The organism is Cedecea sp. B1(4) (genome assembly GCF_059414925.1).
Window position 1 is genome coordinate 351,761 of sequence record NZ_JCAHMZ010000006.1, and the last position, 14,976, is coordinate 366,736.

Consider the following 14,976-nt stretch of genomic DNA (forward strand, 5'->3'; position numbering starts at 1 on the left):
TATGAGGCGAAATAAACACCGTCGTACCAGGACTGATTATCTTCTAAACCCCGCCAACTCCACCGCGCCACTTTTTTTTGATCGACTCGAATATATTCAACAGCAATTGATTGGGGGGCAAAAACCAAAGAAGCCCGATGCCATCCTCGTTTCTGCCGACAATTTCCTCAGCAGCGCAATCACCGGCACTCTTTTCCATCGCCTTAACATTCCCGTGCTCTCTTCGCTGGATGACGTTATCGCGCATCAGGTGCACTCTCCCGTACCGCGACTGATCGTCGACCTCGACAGCCTGGAGATCCCCACACTTGACGTTTTGAAGGCCATTCGCCAGCAAATTATCACCACGCCGCAACACCAAATCATGCTGCTTAGCGCGCAGCGAAAGCCAGAAATCACACGATTTATTCAGCAGGCCGTTGGCTGCAAGATTGTCGAGCGTCGTCTGCCCCCGGACAAACTGAAACAGGCTTTAAGCCCCGGCGACCCAGATTTGGCGTCGAGTTACGACACGCAGGTTTTTTCCCTCAGAGAGTGGGCGATTTTACTGGCGCTGAGCCGCGGAGAGTCATTGAAATCAATCGCCCTTTTACTTGAGAAACCCTATCATTACGTCGTTTACCGCTTCAACGTTTTGCTGACCCGACTAGCGCTCGATAACCGCAGTAAATTGCTGCACCTTCTACATGAAATTTCTGTTGCAAATAGCGCACATTGGCTATCGAACTAACCTACTGAGGCATAAGATATTTTAAGAATTTACTTAATTTCAATGTTCAAATTGAGTTAAAAACAAACAAAAAATTAACAATTACAACTATTCCTGGAAGCAATTATTCCGCTATGACGCCACTCAGCACTTTTTGATCCAAAACAAAATAACAACATTCAGAACTAAATGTCATTTTTTCTCCAATAAAAAGTCTTTTAACCCACCTTAACTAAAAAATTAGGTTCGTTAATTCAATTTAGAAAAAGGTCAATTAACTACACAGCATTTCGTGTTGACTTAGACTTATTCCAGGAACATCAGACTTTTCCCACAAAAACTGCGCTGTATAATCACCTCATCACATATTTATATTTGCCATGGCATCTATAAGGATTACATGTGAAGTTATTTAGGCAGTCATTCTCCCGCCGACAATAACGAATTTAAAAAGGAAGAGAGTTAAAAAAAACAAGGAGGTTCCCGCATAAAGACCGGCAACCGCCAACTCACTGTTTATCACTTTCGCTGCCATTGACGCTGTGTCAAAGCGATGTTTTTATCAAACAATCGAGGCAAAAAAAAATGAAACCGGCATCCGTAATCATTATGGACGAGCATCCTATTGTCAGAATGTCGATAGAAGTTCTCCTCCAGAAAAATAAAGATATTAATGTTGTTTTAAAAACAGATGATGGTCGGGAAGTTATCGACTATATGCGCGCGAATCCAGTCGATCTGGTGATTCTTGACGTTGAACTCCCCAACACAGATGGCTTTACATTACTTAAAAGAATCAAAGGATTACAGGAAAAAACCAAAATCCTTTTCCTGTCGTCAAAATCAGAGTCGTTTTACGCAGGGCGCGCTATTCAGGCCGGCGCCAACGGATTTGTGAGCAAACGTAAGGAACAGGAAGATATATTTAACGCGGTTGAAATGTTGCTTTCTGGCTACTCCTTTTTCCCTTCGGAAACGCTGCATTTTATCAGCAGCCATAAATCACGCCGGGGAACGATGGACGATATGCCGTTATCCAACCGCGAAATCACAGTCTTGCGTTATTTGGCAAACGGCCTGTCGAATAAAGAGATTGCCGAACAGCTATTACTGAGTAACAAGACCATTAGCGCACATAAAGCTAATATATTCTCTAAACTCGGACTCACTTCCATTGTCGAGCTGATTGACTATGCCAAGGTGCATGAACTGCTATAAAGGACCATTACGCACCGGAAGCGGAAATACCGGGAAGACTCCTCCCGGTTATTTTCTGGAACCATTAACGATGTTTTAATTGTAGTTAATCAGAAATGTCGCATCCGCATTGGCCAGCCCGGCATCCGCATTGTCCGCCGTGGCAATATAGTTTGCCCAAAACTTGAGCGTCACATCGCCGTTGGCATCAACCGGCATCGTTTTACTGGCATCATTCAACAACAATCGGGACTTATCCTCATTCAGTAGCTCAATGGCCACATTTTTCGCCGTACTGGCAGCGTTTAGCGCCAGCAGTCCCGTGCCGGTACTCTTGCCATTAAAGGTGATTGATGCGGTGCCGCTCGGAGGACAACCGGTAAGCTTCAGGTTAAACGGCATTGCCTGAGTTGTGCTCCCGGCGGTGCGCAGCTGTTTGGTCGGCCACGAGCCAAGCTTCACCGTCTTATTGTCCCCGCCCGTCTCCACGACACAGGTGTAATCCACGATTGTTCCATGCAGCTCAACGTTGATTTCCCCCAGCGGCGAGGCCGCTTTCACTGAGGGCACGCAGAGTATCGGGACCAGCGCCAGCGCGCTCAGGATAAACTTGTTCATCAGGTCCCCTTAGTCGAAATCAACGCGCAGATAGCCACGAGCCGTGAACGGCCCTTCCTTCGGCTTAACGCCCGTCACGCTGACCGGCCAGGCGCGAATTCCCACCCGGGCCGCAGCGGCATCATCAAGCTGGAAATTAATCTTGCTGCCAAGGTTGTTTGGCGTCAGCGGCGTACCGCTGGCGTTCGCCACGATAAAGCCCAGATCGCTGTTATCGGATATCATCATATTGCCGCTGCTTTTCTCAGCCTCAAGGCGCAGCGTGAGGTAAGCCTGGGCATCGATATTAGTGCATTTGATGCCGACCGTTTTACTTTGCGGCGTCACGCTTTGCGGGCGGTTACCGGCCCCAGCCTGGCTGAATAACGATGCCCCGATGCTGCCAAAATCAAACTCCACCACCTGCCCGGCGTTGATTTCGCAGGTCTGCGGGACTTCAACTTTGCCGCTGTAGCTGATGGTGTAAACGACTGTATCTAAAGGGTCCGCAGAGGTCGTCGTTACGTAGACCCGGAACATCGTCTGGCGTGGAATCGGCACCATGTTAATAAAACGGCGGGTGACTTTAAGGCGAAACACCAGCTTCGAATCCGTGACCCCAAAAGGTTTGTTCTTCGATACGTTAGGGTGCGACCCCATTTGCATGTAGCTCACCGGCGGATAAAAATCGCCTGCATAGCTGTCGTTTATTTTCATGGCGCCATTAAGGTAGTCATTTATCTTCAGATATTTATAACTCCCCACCACTTCCTGAATGGGTAAATCGGTAACATAGCTACGCTTGGTGGTATTCCCCGACGTTCCTTTAGGACAGATGGCATTCACCCCAATCAGCCCTGTTTTTTCACTCAGAGTCACGATCTGCCCGACGTTGTTGTTACTACTATTAAATTTGTCAGACAGGTCGTACGAAATATCGGTTGGGACCTTAAGCTCGTTTTCACAAACCGTCGCCAGAGCTGGGGCAGCAAACGCCAGTAGCAGCGACCCGGCCATCAAATTTTTCAGTTTCATTTTCATCTTCCTGAATCTCTCCGCACGCTATGAACAGGTGGCGGTTGCCATGACGACAGCCTGCTTCAGGCTCTCTTCCGGCAGGGAGTAGCTGGCGCGACACTGGGAACCCTTCCCGTCGCCCCACTGGATCAGCAATTTGCCTTTCAGCGGCAGGCCGCTGAGGTAAATCTGCCCGTCGTCACCGGCCATGCTGGTCACACCGCTTTGCTCTTCCCGCACCACGGAACCAAACGGCACCGGGCGGTCGCCGCGTTTAACGGTGAGGATGGCGCGTACGCCAATTCGGGCATCGAAGGTGGCGCGGACCAGGGCACCCTCTGTCGGCACTACGCTGCTGACGTTGTTTTCAATGTCGGTGTGGTTGTCCATTGTGTTGGTGTCGAGCGCTACGCGGTTATAGCGGTAAACCGTGGCATACGGCATAACGGCATAGCCACGCCAGTCGGTTTTCACCCCGGTCTGATTTTCAATGCTGACGCCGGAAGCGCCCGGCGCTTTAATCAACACGTTGGTGTCCCCCAGCGGCTGGCTGAAGGTCACCCCGTCCGCATGGCCGACCACGCCGCCGGAAGCCTGCCAGTTGAAGTCATGCTGGTTGCGGTCATAGTTGTAGCCCAGGCCAAGCGTGCCGTACGTGGCCTGCCAGTTGGCAGTGGCGCTGCCGGAATAGCCGTTATTGCTGGTATGCCCCTGACTGACGCTGTAGTTCAGGTTGCGACCTTCCAGCAGCGTGCCGCCGACCCCGGATTGCCAGCTGTTTTTGCCGTCAGAGCTGCGGCTTGTGGCCAGCGTGGCATAGGCACGATCCAGCGCCGTATCGCGCGAATAACCGTGCCCAAGCAGCGTGCTAAACGGAATCGAAAGGTTGAAGGCGACAATCCGATTGGTGTCTGCCAGGCCGAGCGACTTACTCCACGACCAGGAAAGTGAGTAGCTGATCCCGCGCCAGCCGCTGGAGTACCCCAGCTGGTACCAGGTGTTGTCCTGATCGGTTCCCCAGTAAGTTTGCTGGCTGCCGGAAACATAGACCGAGCCGTAATCCCCCAGAGACTGGGAGATATTGACCTGAAATCTGCCCTTTTTGTTGTAGCGCAGGTTGTGATAGCTGGTCGCCACCAGCTCCTGACGGTTGCTGTCGTTGTTTTGCCACTCGTACTGGTAGCCTTCCATGTTCCTGTAAGCCACATCATCCAGAGTGTAAAAACCGCGCGTGGAGTAGCGATAGCCCAGCAGCTGGAAGTTAGTTCCGTAGCCGCTCAGGGATTTGGCGTACAGGAAGCGCAGCGACTGCCCCTGATGATCGCTGTCATCCGCCAGCTTGCTGCGTGCATGGGTAAGATCGAGTGAAATCGCCCCCCAGTCACCGAGGTTTTTACCGGCACCTAACGCGACGGCGGTATAGCGCTCCGCAAGCTGTGTTCCGCCATAGGCGGTATAGCCGTTCGGCAGACCAGCAATCAGCGTTCCCTGAGTAAAGAACGGCTTATCCTGCTGGTTATTCCCGCTGCGGAAATCCCCCATCACCACGTCATATTTAAACCGGCCTTCACGCTGCAGCATCGGCACGGTGGAATAAGGCACGGTGTACTTCTGCACAGAACCGTCTTTCTCTTCTACCGTAACCTCTAAGTCACCGCTTGAAGATGTCGGGTTAAGGTCGCTGATGGCAAACGCGCCGGGGGAAACATAGCTCTGATAAATCACGTAGCCGTTCTGGCGGACGACAATTTTAGCGTTGGTACGGGCGATCCCGCGAACGGTTGGCGCGTATCCCTGCAGGCTGTCCGGGTACATGCTGTCGGAAGAATAGAGGCGCGCCCCACGGAACCCAAGGCTGTCGAACACATCGCTGCCGGTGTTGCTGTCGCCCATCACCAGCTCGCCCTTGAGCGGGATAATCGTGCGCTGCAGCGTGGTACTGATGTTCTGCCATTGATTCTGGTGACGGCCATCGCCGCTGGTGTAGTTCCATGCGCCGTTGTTGCGCAGACGCCACGGCCCAAGGTTCAGCCCGCTTTGCAGGTTCAGATAATAGCTGTCGTTGTACGTGCCGCGGTTGCCGGTGAAGGTATAGTTCAGCAGCGCCGCCGGGATCCCTTCATCCCACTGATCCGGTGGAATGTAGCCGCGGGCGCTGTTGATTAAAGAGGCCTGGGGCAGGCTGATATCAAGCCGCAGGCGCGAAAAGTCATAGCTCACTTCCGCACCTGGCACCGCCGTTGTCACAGGGACGCACTCGCCGGACTTATATTTCGCCAGCTCAGGATACGCCAGCATATTCAGCCCGAGACGCTTGAGCCAGTCAACGTCGAGGCAGGCCGTCAGCCCGCCTGACTTCACGGCTTCAGAAGCAGGCACTTTCGATTCCGTCGCAGCAAAATGCACGTCTTCGGTGGCAACAAATTCATCGTTGCGCCAGATGTCCACGCGATAAACGCCCGGCGGCTGGCTGCTGCCTTTTTCGAAACGAGACAGATCCGCCACCGTCGCGGTATCGTCCGACAAAAATGCCGGGTTGAAATAGCTCTCAGCGGCAGCGAACGCGGGCCAGAGTGAGGCCACAATGGTCGCCGCCAGCGGCGCTAGCGTAAACACCTTACGCGAGACTGATCTCTTCATGATTTACCTGCTTCCCTTTGCCAGCCTGGCGTTACTGCATGACACCCGCTTGTGCTTTGGTCACCGCGCCGTAGTCGTTCACGGTCTGGAAGCTCACCGCCCCCTGAACGCCGGACGGCACGGCAACCTGCACGCTATTTTTCGGTGCCACCATGGTGTTAGGCAGTTTTTCACTCCCCATTTTCAGGTTGACCAGTGAAACGTAGTAAGGCGAAGGGTTGCTGACCTTCAGGTACTGACCGTTGCGTGCGAAGCGAATCTCTTTCAGCGCATCTTCCGGCTGCATCTGCAGATTTTTAGGGCGTACAAACAGTTTGATGCGGGAAAGCACAGCCAGTTGAAGGACGTTTTTTCCCTCAATGCTGTTTTTATCCACGGAAGGAATGGCCTTCACGTTCATCCAGAAAATAGACTCGCGATCCGTCGGCAGCGCAGGTCCGGCGTAGATAATACGCAGCGTGTTTTCGCTTTTTGGCTCGCTGACAAACAACGGCGGCGTAACCACAAAGCTTTTCTCTTTCTGCCCGAGATCGTTCTCGATCCAGGAGTTCACCAGGAAGCGTTCTTTCGAATCGCTGTTGGTGATAGCCAGCGAAGTTTGTTTCGCGTCGGCCGGATAAATAACGCGCGTGGCGCCCAGGGCAATACCGCCCGCAGCCTGCGCATTAAAAGTCATCATCATTAAAGAGAGCATCAGTGCCGAAGCGGCTTTATATAATTTGTTCATCACGACAGGTACCATCAAAATAGCCAGAATGGAGAAGCAGAGGTTCAGGGATAAACCAGCGTGAACCAGACGTCAGAGCGAATATTTCCGGGCGACATATGTTTAGAAACCGCACGATAACGGGCAGTAAAATGAAAACTCATTTCCTGCGTGGTTATTTCCGAATAAGACGCCGGTTCGCTATTGGGAATAATCAACTGCTGCTGTTGGTCGAATAACGCGAGGCCAATGCCACTGCTGGCGTCATTGCCACTTACGCTGGACGTAGCCAGAAAGACCATAGGATCTTCCGCCGGTGTAGATCCCTGAAACGCAATGCCCACATGGTCATAAACCTCCGGGCGACAGTCCGTCAGCCGAAGGGTAAAAGGAATGCTGGGCGGCGCGTAGCTGCCAACATCTTTAAATACGTTGCTCGGGTACTGGCCCATTTGCACAGTCATTTCCTGACTTTCAGGCGCGACGGCGCAGGCGCCGTTAACCAGCTCACCCTGCATATGCACTTCCCCACCGTGGATAACCACAATGCGCTTTGCCTGAACGGGATTCACCGCAGCCAGCATCGCCAGGAGCAGGATTTTCCTTATCATTATCGTCCTCTCTGGACTCGCGTCGGACAAGCCTCATCCGTGAGGCTGAATCATCCCTGTGCTCTCAGCCGTGGCTGATTATTCGTATTTCATCACGAAAGTTGCGTCCGCGTTCGCAGCACCGGCAGTAGCGGTGGCAGCGGTTGCTTTATAGCGAGCGGTGAACGGAATGGTGTTCTCACCGTCGTTCAGAGTCTGAGCGGTAGAGAAGGTAGAACCGTTCGGAGACAGGGTCTTAGAGGTACGATCCAGGATCTCGATACCTACGCCTTTCGCGGTGGTTGCGTTACCGCCGGAGTTTACCGCCAGCAGCGTTGGGTCGGTCGCATCAGTCTGGCCGGTGAATGCCACAGAAGCGGTGGCCGCAACGGTGCTATCGCAGTCGGTCAGAACGATGTTGAATGGGATCTGGGAAGAGGTATCGCCCACTTTGGTGAAAGCGGCGGTACGGTACTGGCCCAGTTTAACGATCTGGCCGTCGGACTGCGTGCTCACTGCGCAAGCGGCGTTAACCAGCTCGCCCTGGAAGTGCACGGTCCCGCCATTAACGGTAACAGGATCTGCTGCGTTAGCGGCGCTGCTGACCAGAGCAACGGTGGCGATCAGAGAAGAGGCGATTTTGCTTAATTTCATGGGTATTCCTTCATATATAAAACGCACATCGGAGTCAGGCATCCTTCGTGACTCCGTTTGAATCATCATCGGTCTTAAATGACCGCATAACGCATTCCCCACATCCTGTGGGAATTCCTTAGAATGCTTAGTGGTTTCATTAGAATTAAAGACAAACGCTTTCCCAGCGCATTATTTAATGTGCCGAACGATGTTATCTTTAATAATTCAAGATGAAATTTTTATATATTCGTGATGGGTTACGAAGTGTGGCTAAATTAAGCCAAATTTGAATTAAGTAACAGATGCCAATTCTTTATGTTATATAAGCGCGGTCTTAATGAGGCCTAAGAAATTACCAGGGAAACATTTCGGGGAAACGGGCAAAAAGGGATAAAAGGCTCGTTAATTTAGGGGGTTATATTGCTCTCTGAGCACCAGAATATTGTTCACTTTTTGTTAAATTTGTTTGTTTTTTGTTTAATACAAGAAAGGGGATTTTGAACACCTAATGCGCAATACTGAGTGAAGTTGCCAAAAGGTTAAAGACGTTGCGCAAGCGGTGATACACTGGAAGGCTTGCCCCGCACTTTGACCCAGGACTTCAGGATGAATGAAACAGCCCCCCATGCCATTCCGGCAACCTCGATAACCCGTCCCAACTGGTCGGCAGTCTTTGCCATCGCGTTTTGCGTGGCCTGCCTGATTACCGTTGAGTTTTTGCCGGTTAGCCTGCTGACGCCGATGGCACAGGAACTGAATATCTCCGAAGGCCTTGCCGGGCAGTCGGTCACGGTCACCGCCTTTGTGGCGATGTTTGCCAGCCTGTTTGTCACCAACCTGATTGGATCGACCGATCGCCGCCGCGTGGTGCTGCTTTTTGCCGTCCTGCTCACCGCCTCCTGCCTGTTGGTTTCGTTCGCGGGCAACTTCGCTCTGCTGCTGCTGGGTCGCGCCTGTCTTGGGCTGGCATTGGGCGGGTTCTGGGCCATGTCGGCCTCGCTGACCATGCGCCTTGTTCCCGCGCGCACGGTGCCTAAGGCGCTGTCCGTTATCTTCGGAGCCGTCTCGATTGCGCTAGTGATTGCCGCCCCGCTGGGTAGCTTCCTCGGGGGGATCATCGGCTGGCGCAACGTCTTTAACGCCGCCGCCCTGATGGGTGTCGCCTGTATTATTTGGGTCTGGAAAGCGCTGCCTTCTCTGCCGGGTGAAGCGGCGCACCAGAAGCAAAACATGTTTGGCCTGCTCAAACGCCCGGGCGTGCTGGCGGGTATGCTGGCAATTTTCATGGCGTTCGCCGGGCAGTTCTCGTTCTTTACCTATATTCGCCCGGTTTATATGACCCTGTCGGGCTTTGACGTGGACGGCCTGACGCTGGTGCTGCTGAGCTTCGGTATCGCCAGCTTCGTCGGCACCTCTCTTTCCGCTCCGATCCTGAAACGGTCACTCAAGCTGGCCCTGGCCTGTGCGCCGTTGATTCTCGCTATCAGTGCCGCGGTGCTGGTGCTGTGGGGGGCGAACAAAGCCGTGGCGTCAGTGATTGCCATTGTCTGGGGGCTGGCCTTTGCCCTCGTACCGGTCGGCTGGTCAACGTGGATCACCCGCTCGCTGGCGGATCAGGCGGAAAAAGCCGGGTCAATTCAGGTCGCGGTGATTCAACTGGCCAACACCTGCGGGGCGGCAATAGGCGGCCTCGCGCTGGATAACCTCGGCCTGCTGGCACCGCTCATTTTGTCCGGCAGCCTGATGCTGCTGACGGCAGTGCTGGTAACGGTGAAGGTTCGGGCCTAAAAACAGGTATAAAAAGCGCCCATCATTGGGCGCTTTTTTCTGTCAGCGGCGCCAGAAAGGCTTATCGCCGAGGATTGTCGCACGGTGCATAATGCGGCGAGCCGGGAGATAGTCTGCGTTGGCGTAATGCTGCGTCACGCGGTTGTCCCAGATGGCAATATCGTTTTGCTGCCAGCGCCAGCGTACCTGGAACTCCGGTTTGGTAATGTGGGCAAACAGGAAGCCCAGCAGCGCCTCGCTCTCTTTTTCTGTCAGGTTAACAATGCGCGTGGTAAAGCCTTCGTTGACGAAAAGTGCCTGCCTCCCGCTAACCGGATGGGTGCGAATCACCGGGTGGCGCAGCGGCGGGTTCTTCGCCACGGCTTCGCGCCAGCGCTGGTGTTCGACTTCGCTGTGGGCGTACTTATACTCCTGGAACGATTTACGGAAATCGTGCTCGGCCTCGAGCCCGGACAACAGATTTTTAAACGGTTCGGACAGCGCCTCATAAGCGGCAATCCCGCTGGTCCACAGCGTATCGCCGCCGGTTTCCGGCAGCTGCTTCGCCGCCAGAATCGCTCCGGCAGGCGGCGTGTCAATAAAGGTCACGTCGGTGTGCCAGTTGTCGTTATCCGGCGGATTATCGTTGTGGGTATCCAGCACGATAATTTCTTCCACGCCTTCGGCATGCGGGTAAACCGGGTGAATATGCAGGTCACCAAAGCGCAGAGCCAGCGCGCGCTGCTGCTCGGGCGTAATTTCCTGCTGACGGAAGAACAGCACCTGATGGCGGATCAGCGCGTGGTAAATCTGCTCGAACTGGTTGTCGCTCAGGCCGCGCGTTAAATCCACACCGTCAACCTGCGCCCCGATATACGGCCCCAACGGCTTAATGTTCACTTTTTCACTCATTGCCCTTCTCCATGCCACGGGGTCAGGCGGCGCTGTAGCGCCCGTAGCCCCAGTTCTAAACAAAATGCGATGACGGCAATGACGCCGATCCCGGCCAGCACCACGTCGGTCGCCAGAAACTCACCGGCGGACTGCACCATAAAGCCCAGCCCGCGCGTGGCGGCGATAAGCTCTGCGGCCACCAGCGTGGACCAGCCCACGCCAAGCCCAATACGGAACCCGGTCAAAATTTCCGGCAGCGCGCCCGGCAAAATCACATGCCAGATAACCTGCCAGCGAGATGCCCCGAGCGCCTGAGCGGCACGAATGCGCACCTGCTTCGCACTGCGCACGCCCGCCATGGTGGACATGGCTACAGGTGCAAAAATCGCGAGATAAATCAGCAGGATTTTAGATGTCTCGCCGATGCCAAACCAAATCACCATCAGCGGCAAATAGGCCAGCGGCGGCACCGGGCGATAAAGCTCGATCAGCGGATCAAGAATGCCGCGCACTGTGGGACTCAACCCCATCGCAATGCCCACCGGAATACCAATCAGTACCGCAGCGGCAAGCGCAGTAAGAATGCGCCCCAGGCTCGCGGCCAGATGCTGCCAAAGCGTGGCGTCCATGAAGCCCTGCGGCCCTGCGATGGTGATAAGCTTCGCCAGCACCTGCCCCGGCGGCGGCAGAAACAGCGGGCTTATCCAGTGCTGCGCCGCCACCCACCACCACAGCAGCACCAACGCCACCAGCGTGGTTGCGCTCAGGGTGAGCTGTCGCGAAAACGGCCAGCGCCAGGCTAACCTGCGGCGCACGGGTTTGTCCTGAATAACTACGCTCATAAGAAGCCCTCCCGCTGATCGAACACGCGGCTCAGCACGTATTCACGTTTGGCGATAAACTCTGGATCGGATTTGATGCTGCGGCACGGCTCCCCGGCGGCAAAGCGTCGGCCAAAATCAAGCGGGAGCCGCTCCAGGACGCGGCCAGGGCCTGGCGAGAGCAAGACCAGCTCCGTCGCCAGAAAGACCGCCTCTTCAATGTCGTGGGTGATCAGCAGCACCTGCCGACGGCTTTCGTGCCACAGCTTCAGCAGCAGGGTTTGCATCTGCTCGCGGGTAAAGGCATCCAGCGCGCCAAACGGCTCGTCCAGCAACAAAAGCTGGGGCTTCGTCGCCAGCGCCCGGGCAATGCCTACCCGCTGCCGCTGCCCGCCGGAAAGCTGCCAGATGGCGTTTTTCGCCTTATCTTCCAGCCCAACCTTGCGCAGCATGTCGAGCGCAATCTCTTCCCACTCGGGATTAGCCTGCCCGGCAAGCTGCAGCCCGAAGGCCACGTTATGCAGTACCGATCGCCAGGGCAGCAGCCCTTCATTCTGAAAAACAACCCCGCGCTCGGCGCCGGGGCCTGCAACCGTTTTGCCCTGAAGCGTAATGCTGCCGGAATGATAGGGAACGAAACCGGCGATCAGGTTAAGCAGCGTGGTCTTACCGCAGCCGGAGGGGCCGAGCACCACCAGCAGCTCGCCCTCGTCCACCGTCAGATTAATGTCGTCGAGTACCGGCTTGCCGCCGTACTCCGCGCTGAGATGCGAAACCTGTAGCATCGCCGTGTCTCCTGTTTACTGCGCCAGCGGCTTCACGAAGCGGTCGGTCACAAACTGGCTATAGTCAGTGGCTACCGCCGGCACCTTGCCCTGCTCTTTCAGGAAGTGCGCGGTGTCCACGATGGCTTTATTCACCGGGCCGCTAAGCTCTTCAACCTGCTGCTTCGCCGTCAGGTAGGTATTGCCCTTCACCAGCCCCGGGACGTCGCCTTCCGGTACGCCGCTCAGGCGCGAAAGCTTGCTCAGGTTGTCTGGTTGTTTAAGCCAGCCTTCCGGGTTGTCGAGGTAGCCTTTCTGAGCCTCAACAGCGCTGCGGGCAAAAGCGGTGACCACATCAGGGTGTTTTTCAGCAAAGTCTTTACGTACGACCCAGACGTCGAGCGTCGGGGAGCCCCATTTGCCCACCTGCGCCGAGTCCGTCAGCACGTTGCCGTCTTTTTCCAGCTCATTCACTGCCGGAGCCCAGACGTAAGCGGCGTCGATATCCCCGCGCTGCCACGCGGCAATAATTGCCGGAGGCTGAAGATTAAGAATTTGAACCTGATCCGGCTTGATGCCCCAATGCTTGAGGGAAGCCAGGAGGCTGTAATGGGTAGTAGAAATAAACGGCACGGCGATGCGTTTGCCAATCAGGTCCTGCGGCGTTTTGATGCCTTTTTTGACCACCAGCGCTTCAGAGTTACCGAGCTGGGAGGCCAGGAGGAAGACTTCAATCGGTACGTTTTGGCTGGCGGCAACGGCCAGCGGACTGGAGCCGATATTGCCGATTTGCACATCGCCCGAGGCGAGCGCACGCACCACGCTCGCGCCGCTGTCGAACTTACGCCATTCCACTTTCGCCCCGCTGTCTTTGGCAAAAGCGTCGTCGGCTTGCGCAACTTTGGCGGGTTCGGCGGAGGTTTGGTACGCCACGGTGACGTCCACCGCGTGGGCCTGAGCCGCAATTAGGGCCAGTGCAACCAGCCAGAATGAGTGTCGTTTTGCTGCCATGATTCTGCTCCTGTCTCGGGGGAGAGAGCAGTATTTCCAACGGCAACGATTCCATAAAAGAATAAAAAATTATCGCTAATGCCTTTCCGTCCTTAGAAAAAAAGTGGGCAAGGTTAGCTGTCAGGCAGGAATAACGCCGCCCGCAGAACGCGGGCGGGCAGAGTCATATTAACTTAAGTTAAATCAACGTTCTTACTGCCGAAGCACCAGGTCATGATAAACCCGGCCACATAGGCGATAACAATCCCGGCAACGTAAACCGCCATCCCGGCGAAGATCCCCTGATGGGAAGTCATCAGCGGAATCGACACCAAACCTGACGGCCCAAACACCGTATTCAGCCCGACGGGCAGTCCCAGCCAGGCCACCAGCCCGATAAAGAACCCGCCGATGCCACCGCCGATACAGGCAGTGATAAACGGCTTAAGGCGCGGCAGCGTCACGCCGTAAATCAGCGGCTCGCCAATGCCCAGCAGGCCAGGAATAATCGCGCCTTTGATTTGCGTACGCAGGACCGAACCTTTCGGCGAACGGGCAAACAGCGCCAGCGCCGCACCCACCTGCCCCGCGCCGGCCATCGCCAGAATCGGGAACAGCGAGTTAAAGCCCTGGGCGTCCATCAGCGCGAAGTAGACCGGCACAAACCCCTGGTGAATACCAAACACCACGGCAATCAGGAACAGCCCGGCCAGAATCCCCGTGCCGAACGGGTTGCCGTTCAGGTGCATAAACAGCCACGACATACCTTTGAACAGCTCACCGCCGATGGGCATGATCGCCACGAAGGTAATCGCCCCGGTGATCAATAAGGTGATCGTCGAGGTGAGGATCATATCCAGGTTGTCCGGGATCATCCGTCGAACCTGGCGTTCGATCCACGCCCCGAGCATACAGGCCAGCAGCACGCCAATAATGTTGCCGCGCGGGTCGATAGCCAGCCCGAAGAAAGTATCCATCCCGGCGTAGTAGCCCACTTTGCCTTCCGGCACGTAGCGCAGAATAAACAGCGAGGCGATGATAGCCCCGTTCACGCCGGTGCCGCCGAAAGCTTTCTGGGTGTTGAAGCCAATCAGAATGCTCAGGAAGGTAAACAGCCCAATGCTGAACACCTTCATATAGGCAATAAGCTGGGTCAGCCAGGCCGCAGGCGCTGTGCCTTCAACGACCAGCGTTTGCTGCAGCAGCGTGGCAATACCCAGCAGCAGCCCGGCGGCGATAAAGCCCGGGATCAGCGGCGTGAAGATGGTGGCAAACTTGGTGAGAAAGTTATGCACCGCGCTGTTCTGCTTCGCCTTCATCTGCTGTTTGTTCTGGCTGGCGAGCGCGGCCAAATCCGCGCTTTCGCCACGCACCGGCTCGCTTAAGCCCTCCTGCTTTAACAGGCCATTCATCAGCTCGCTGGCGGTTTGCGCTTTGCCGGGGCCGAGAATAATTTGCAGTTGGTCGTCGCCGTTGACCACGCCCATCACGCCGGGGATTTTCTTCAGGTCGTCATGCTGAACGAGATCTCTGTTTTTGAGCGTCAGCCTGAGGCGCGTCATGCAGTTGCCGCAGACAAGAATATTGCCTCTACCGCCCGTCAGGCGCAGGATGTCTTCTATCATCGAACCGGTGATTTTCGCCATAG

The 14,976-nt window shown here is 55.2% G+C and carries 14 protein-coding genes; 3 read left to right on the plus strand and 11 right to left on the minus strand.

All coding sequences use genetic code 11. The features are described 5' to 3' along the window. The first annotated feature begins 1 nt into the window (after position 1). Together ACR6JA_RS14305 and fimZ are read left to right on the plus strand one after the other, a co-directional pair. The gene (locus ACR6JA_RS14305) at positions 2 to 730 is read left to right on the plus strand and encodes a DNA-binding response regulator (RefSeq protein WP_494493739.1); all 729 of its coding nucleotides are present in this window, start codon (positions 2 to 4) and stop codon (positions 728 to 730) included. A gap of 564 nt (positions 731 to 1,294) precedes the next feature. Continuing rightward, positions 1,295 to 1,927 carry a fimbria biosynthesis transcriptional regulator FimZ gene (gene fimZ / locus ACR6JA_RS14310; RefSeq protein ID WP_008460895.1) on the plus strand — a complete coding sequence of 211 codons (633 nt, stop codon included), beginning with the start codon at positions 1,295 to 1,297 and terminating at the stop codon, positions 1,925 to 1,927. 75 nt (positions 1,928 to 2,002) lie between these two features. On the opposite strand, the gene sfmF is transcribed toward fimZ, so the two are convergent. From sfmF to fimA, 6 genes are all read right to left on the minus strand, one after another. After that, entirely contained in the window at positions 2,003 to 2,524 is a 522-nt protein-coding gene (gene sfmF, locus ACR6JA_RS14315) for a fimbria assembly protein (protein WP_008460892.1), read from the minus strand. Positions 2,525 to 2,533: 9 nt separating this feature from the next. Further along, entirely contained in the window at positions 2,534 to 3,538 is a 1,005-nt protein-coding gene (fimH, locus tag ACR6JA_RS14320; RefSeq protein ID WP_008460890.1) for a type 1 fimbria D-mannose specific adhesin FimH, read from the minus strand. 27 nt (positions 3,539 to 3,565) lie between these two features. Then, positions 3,566 to 6,160 carry a fimbrial biogenesis usher protein gene (locus ACR6JA_RS14325; protein ID WP_213715399.1) on the minus strand — a complete coding sequence of 865 codons (2,595 nt, stop codon included), beginning with the start codon at positions 6,158 to 6,160 and terminating at the stop codon, positions 3,566 to 3,568. 31 nt (positions 6,161 to 6,191) lie between these two features. After that, positions 6,192 to 6,887 carry a type 1 fimbria chaperone FimC gene (gene fimC / locus ACR6JA_RS14330; RefSeq protein ID WP_213715412.1) on the minus strand — a complete coding sequence of 232 codons (696 nt, stop codon included), beginning with the start codon at positions 6,885 to 6,887 and terminating at the stop codon, positions 6,192 to 6,194. Between the two features lie 44 nt (positions 6,888 to 6,931). Further along, on the minus strand, positions 6,932 to 7,477 hold the full coding sequence (fimI, locus tag ACR6JA_RS14335; RefSeq protein WP_213715400.1) for a type 1 fimbrial protein subunit FimI: 546 nt from the start codon (positions 7,475 to 7,477) through the stop codon (positions 6,932 to 6,934). Positions 7,478 to 7,555: 78 nt separating this feature from the next. Continuing rightward, positions 7,556 to 8,110, minus strand: a complete 555-nt coding sequence (fimA, locus tag ACR6JA_RS14340) for a type 1 fimbrial major subunit FimA (protein ID WP_039298013.1) — start codon at positions 8,108 to 8,110, stop codon at positions 7,556 to 7,558. A 588-nt stretch (positions 8,111 to 8,698) separates the two neighbouring features. Between fimA and nepI the strand changes: the two genes are divergently transcribed. Further along, a complete protein-coding gene (gene nepI, locus ACR6JA_RS14345) occupies positions 8,699 to 9,880 on the plus strand; it encodes a purine ribonucleoside efflux pump NepI (protein WP_213715401.1) in 1,182 nt (393 codons plus the stop codon). Positions 9,881 to 9,922: 42 nt separating this feature from the next. Here the strand turns inward: nepI and tauD are convergent, their stop codons facing one another. From tauD to murP, 5 genes are all read right to left on the minus strand, one after another. Further along, positions 9,923 to 10,771, minus strand: coding sequence for a taurine dioxygenase (gene tauD / locus ACR6JA_RS14350; protein WP_494493740.1), 849 nt, complete (start codon positions 10,769 to 10,771; stop codon positions 9,923 to 9,925). Next, the gene (gene tauC, locus ACR6JA_RS14355) at positions 10,768 to 11,595 is read right to left on the minus strand and encodes a taurine ABC transporter permease TauC (RefSeq protein WP_213715403.1); all 828 of its coding nucleotides are present in this window, start codon (positions 11,593 to 11,595) and stop codon (positions 10,768 to 10,770) included. The genes tauD and tauC overlap by 4 nt, the downstream gene beginning before the upstream one ends. Continuing rightward, a complete protein-coding gene (tauB, locus tag ACR6JA_RS14360; RefSeq protein ID WP_494493741.1) occupies positions 11,592 to 12,359 on the minus strand; it encodes a taurine ABC transporter ATP-binding subunit in 768 nt (255 codons plus the stop codon). The genes tauC and tauB overlap by 4 nt, the downstream gene beginning before the upstream one ends. Before the next feature lie 15 nt (positions 12,360 to 12,374). Beyond that, entirely contained in the window at positions 12,375 to 13,349 is a 975-nt protein-coding gene (gene tauA, locus ACR6JA_RS14365; RefSeq protein ID WP_213715517.1) for a taurine ABC transporter substrate-binding protein, read from the minus strand. A gap of 173 nt (positions 13,350 to 13,522) precedes the next feature. After that, entirely contained in the window at positions 13,523 to 14,974 is a 1,452-nt protein-coding gene (murP, locus tag ACR6JA_RS14370; RefSeq protein ID WP_494493742.1) for a PTS N-acetylmuramic acid transporter subunit IIBC, read from the minus strand. Positions 14,975 to 14,976 lie beyond the last annotated feature (2 nt).

What these genes read in the sequence shown, in the direction of transcription:
- ACR6JA_RS14305 (WP_494493739.1), top strand. Translation starts at nt 2, where the DNA reads ATGAGGCGAAATAAACACCGTCGTACCAGGACTGATTATCTTCTAAAC.
- fimZ (WP_008460895.1), top strand. Translation starts at nt 1,295, where the DNA reads ATGAAACCGGCATCCGTAATCATTATGGACGAGCATCCTATTGTCAGA.
- sfmF (WP_008460892.1), bottom strand. Translation starts at nt 2,524, where the DNA reads ATGAACAAGTTTATCCTGAGCGCGCTGGCGCTGGTCCCGATACTCTGC.
- fimH (WP_008460890.1), bottom strand. Translation starts at nt 3,538, where the DNA reads ATGAAACTGAAAAATTTGATGGCCGGGTCGCTGCTACTGGCGTTTGCT.
- ACR6JA_RS14325 (WP_213715399.1), bottom strand. Translation starts at nt 6,160, where the DNA reads ATGAAGAGATCAGTCTCGCGTAAGGTGTTTACGCTAGCGCCGCTGGCG.
- fimC (WP_213715412.1), bottom strand. Translation starts at nt 6,887, where the DNA reads ATGAACAAATTATATAAAGCCGCTTCGGCACTGATGCTCTCTTTAATG.
- fimI (WP_213715400.1), bottom strand. Translation starts at nt 7,477, where the DNA reads ATGATAAGGAAAATCCTGCTCCTGGCGATGCTGGCTGCGGTGAATCCC.
- fimA (WP_039298013.1), bottom strand. Translation starts at nt 8,110, where the DNA reads ATGAAATTAAGCAAAATCGCCTCTTCTCTGATCGCCACCGTTGCTCTG.
- nepI (WP_213715401.1), top strand. Translation starts at nt 8,699, where the DNA reads ATGAATGAAACAGCCCCCCATGCCATTCCGGCAACCTCGATAACCCGT.
- tauD (WP_494493740.1), bottom strand. Translation starts at nt 10,771, where the DNA reads ATGAGTGAAAAAGTGAACATTAAGCCGTTGGGGCCGTATATCGGGGCG.
- tauC (WP_213715403.1), bottom strand. Translation starts at nt 11,595, where the DNA reads ATGAGCGTAGTTATTCAGGACAAACCCGTGCGCCGCAGGTTAGCCTGG.
- tauB (WP_494493741.1), bottom strand. Translation starts at nt 12,359, where the DNA reads ATGCTACAGGTTTCGCATCTCAGCGCGGAGTACGGCGGCAAGCCGGTA.
- tauA (WP_213715517.1), bottom strand. Translation starts at nt 13,349, where the DNA reads ATGGCAGCAAAACGACACTCATTCTGGCTGGTTGCACTGGCCCTAATT.
- murP (WP_494493742.1), bottom strand. Translation starts at nt 14,974, where the DNA reads ATGGCGAAAATCACCGGTTCGATGATAGAAGACATCCTGCGCCTGACG.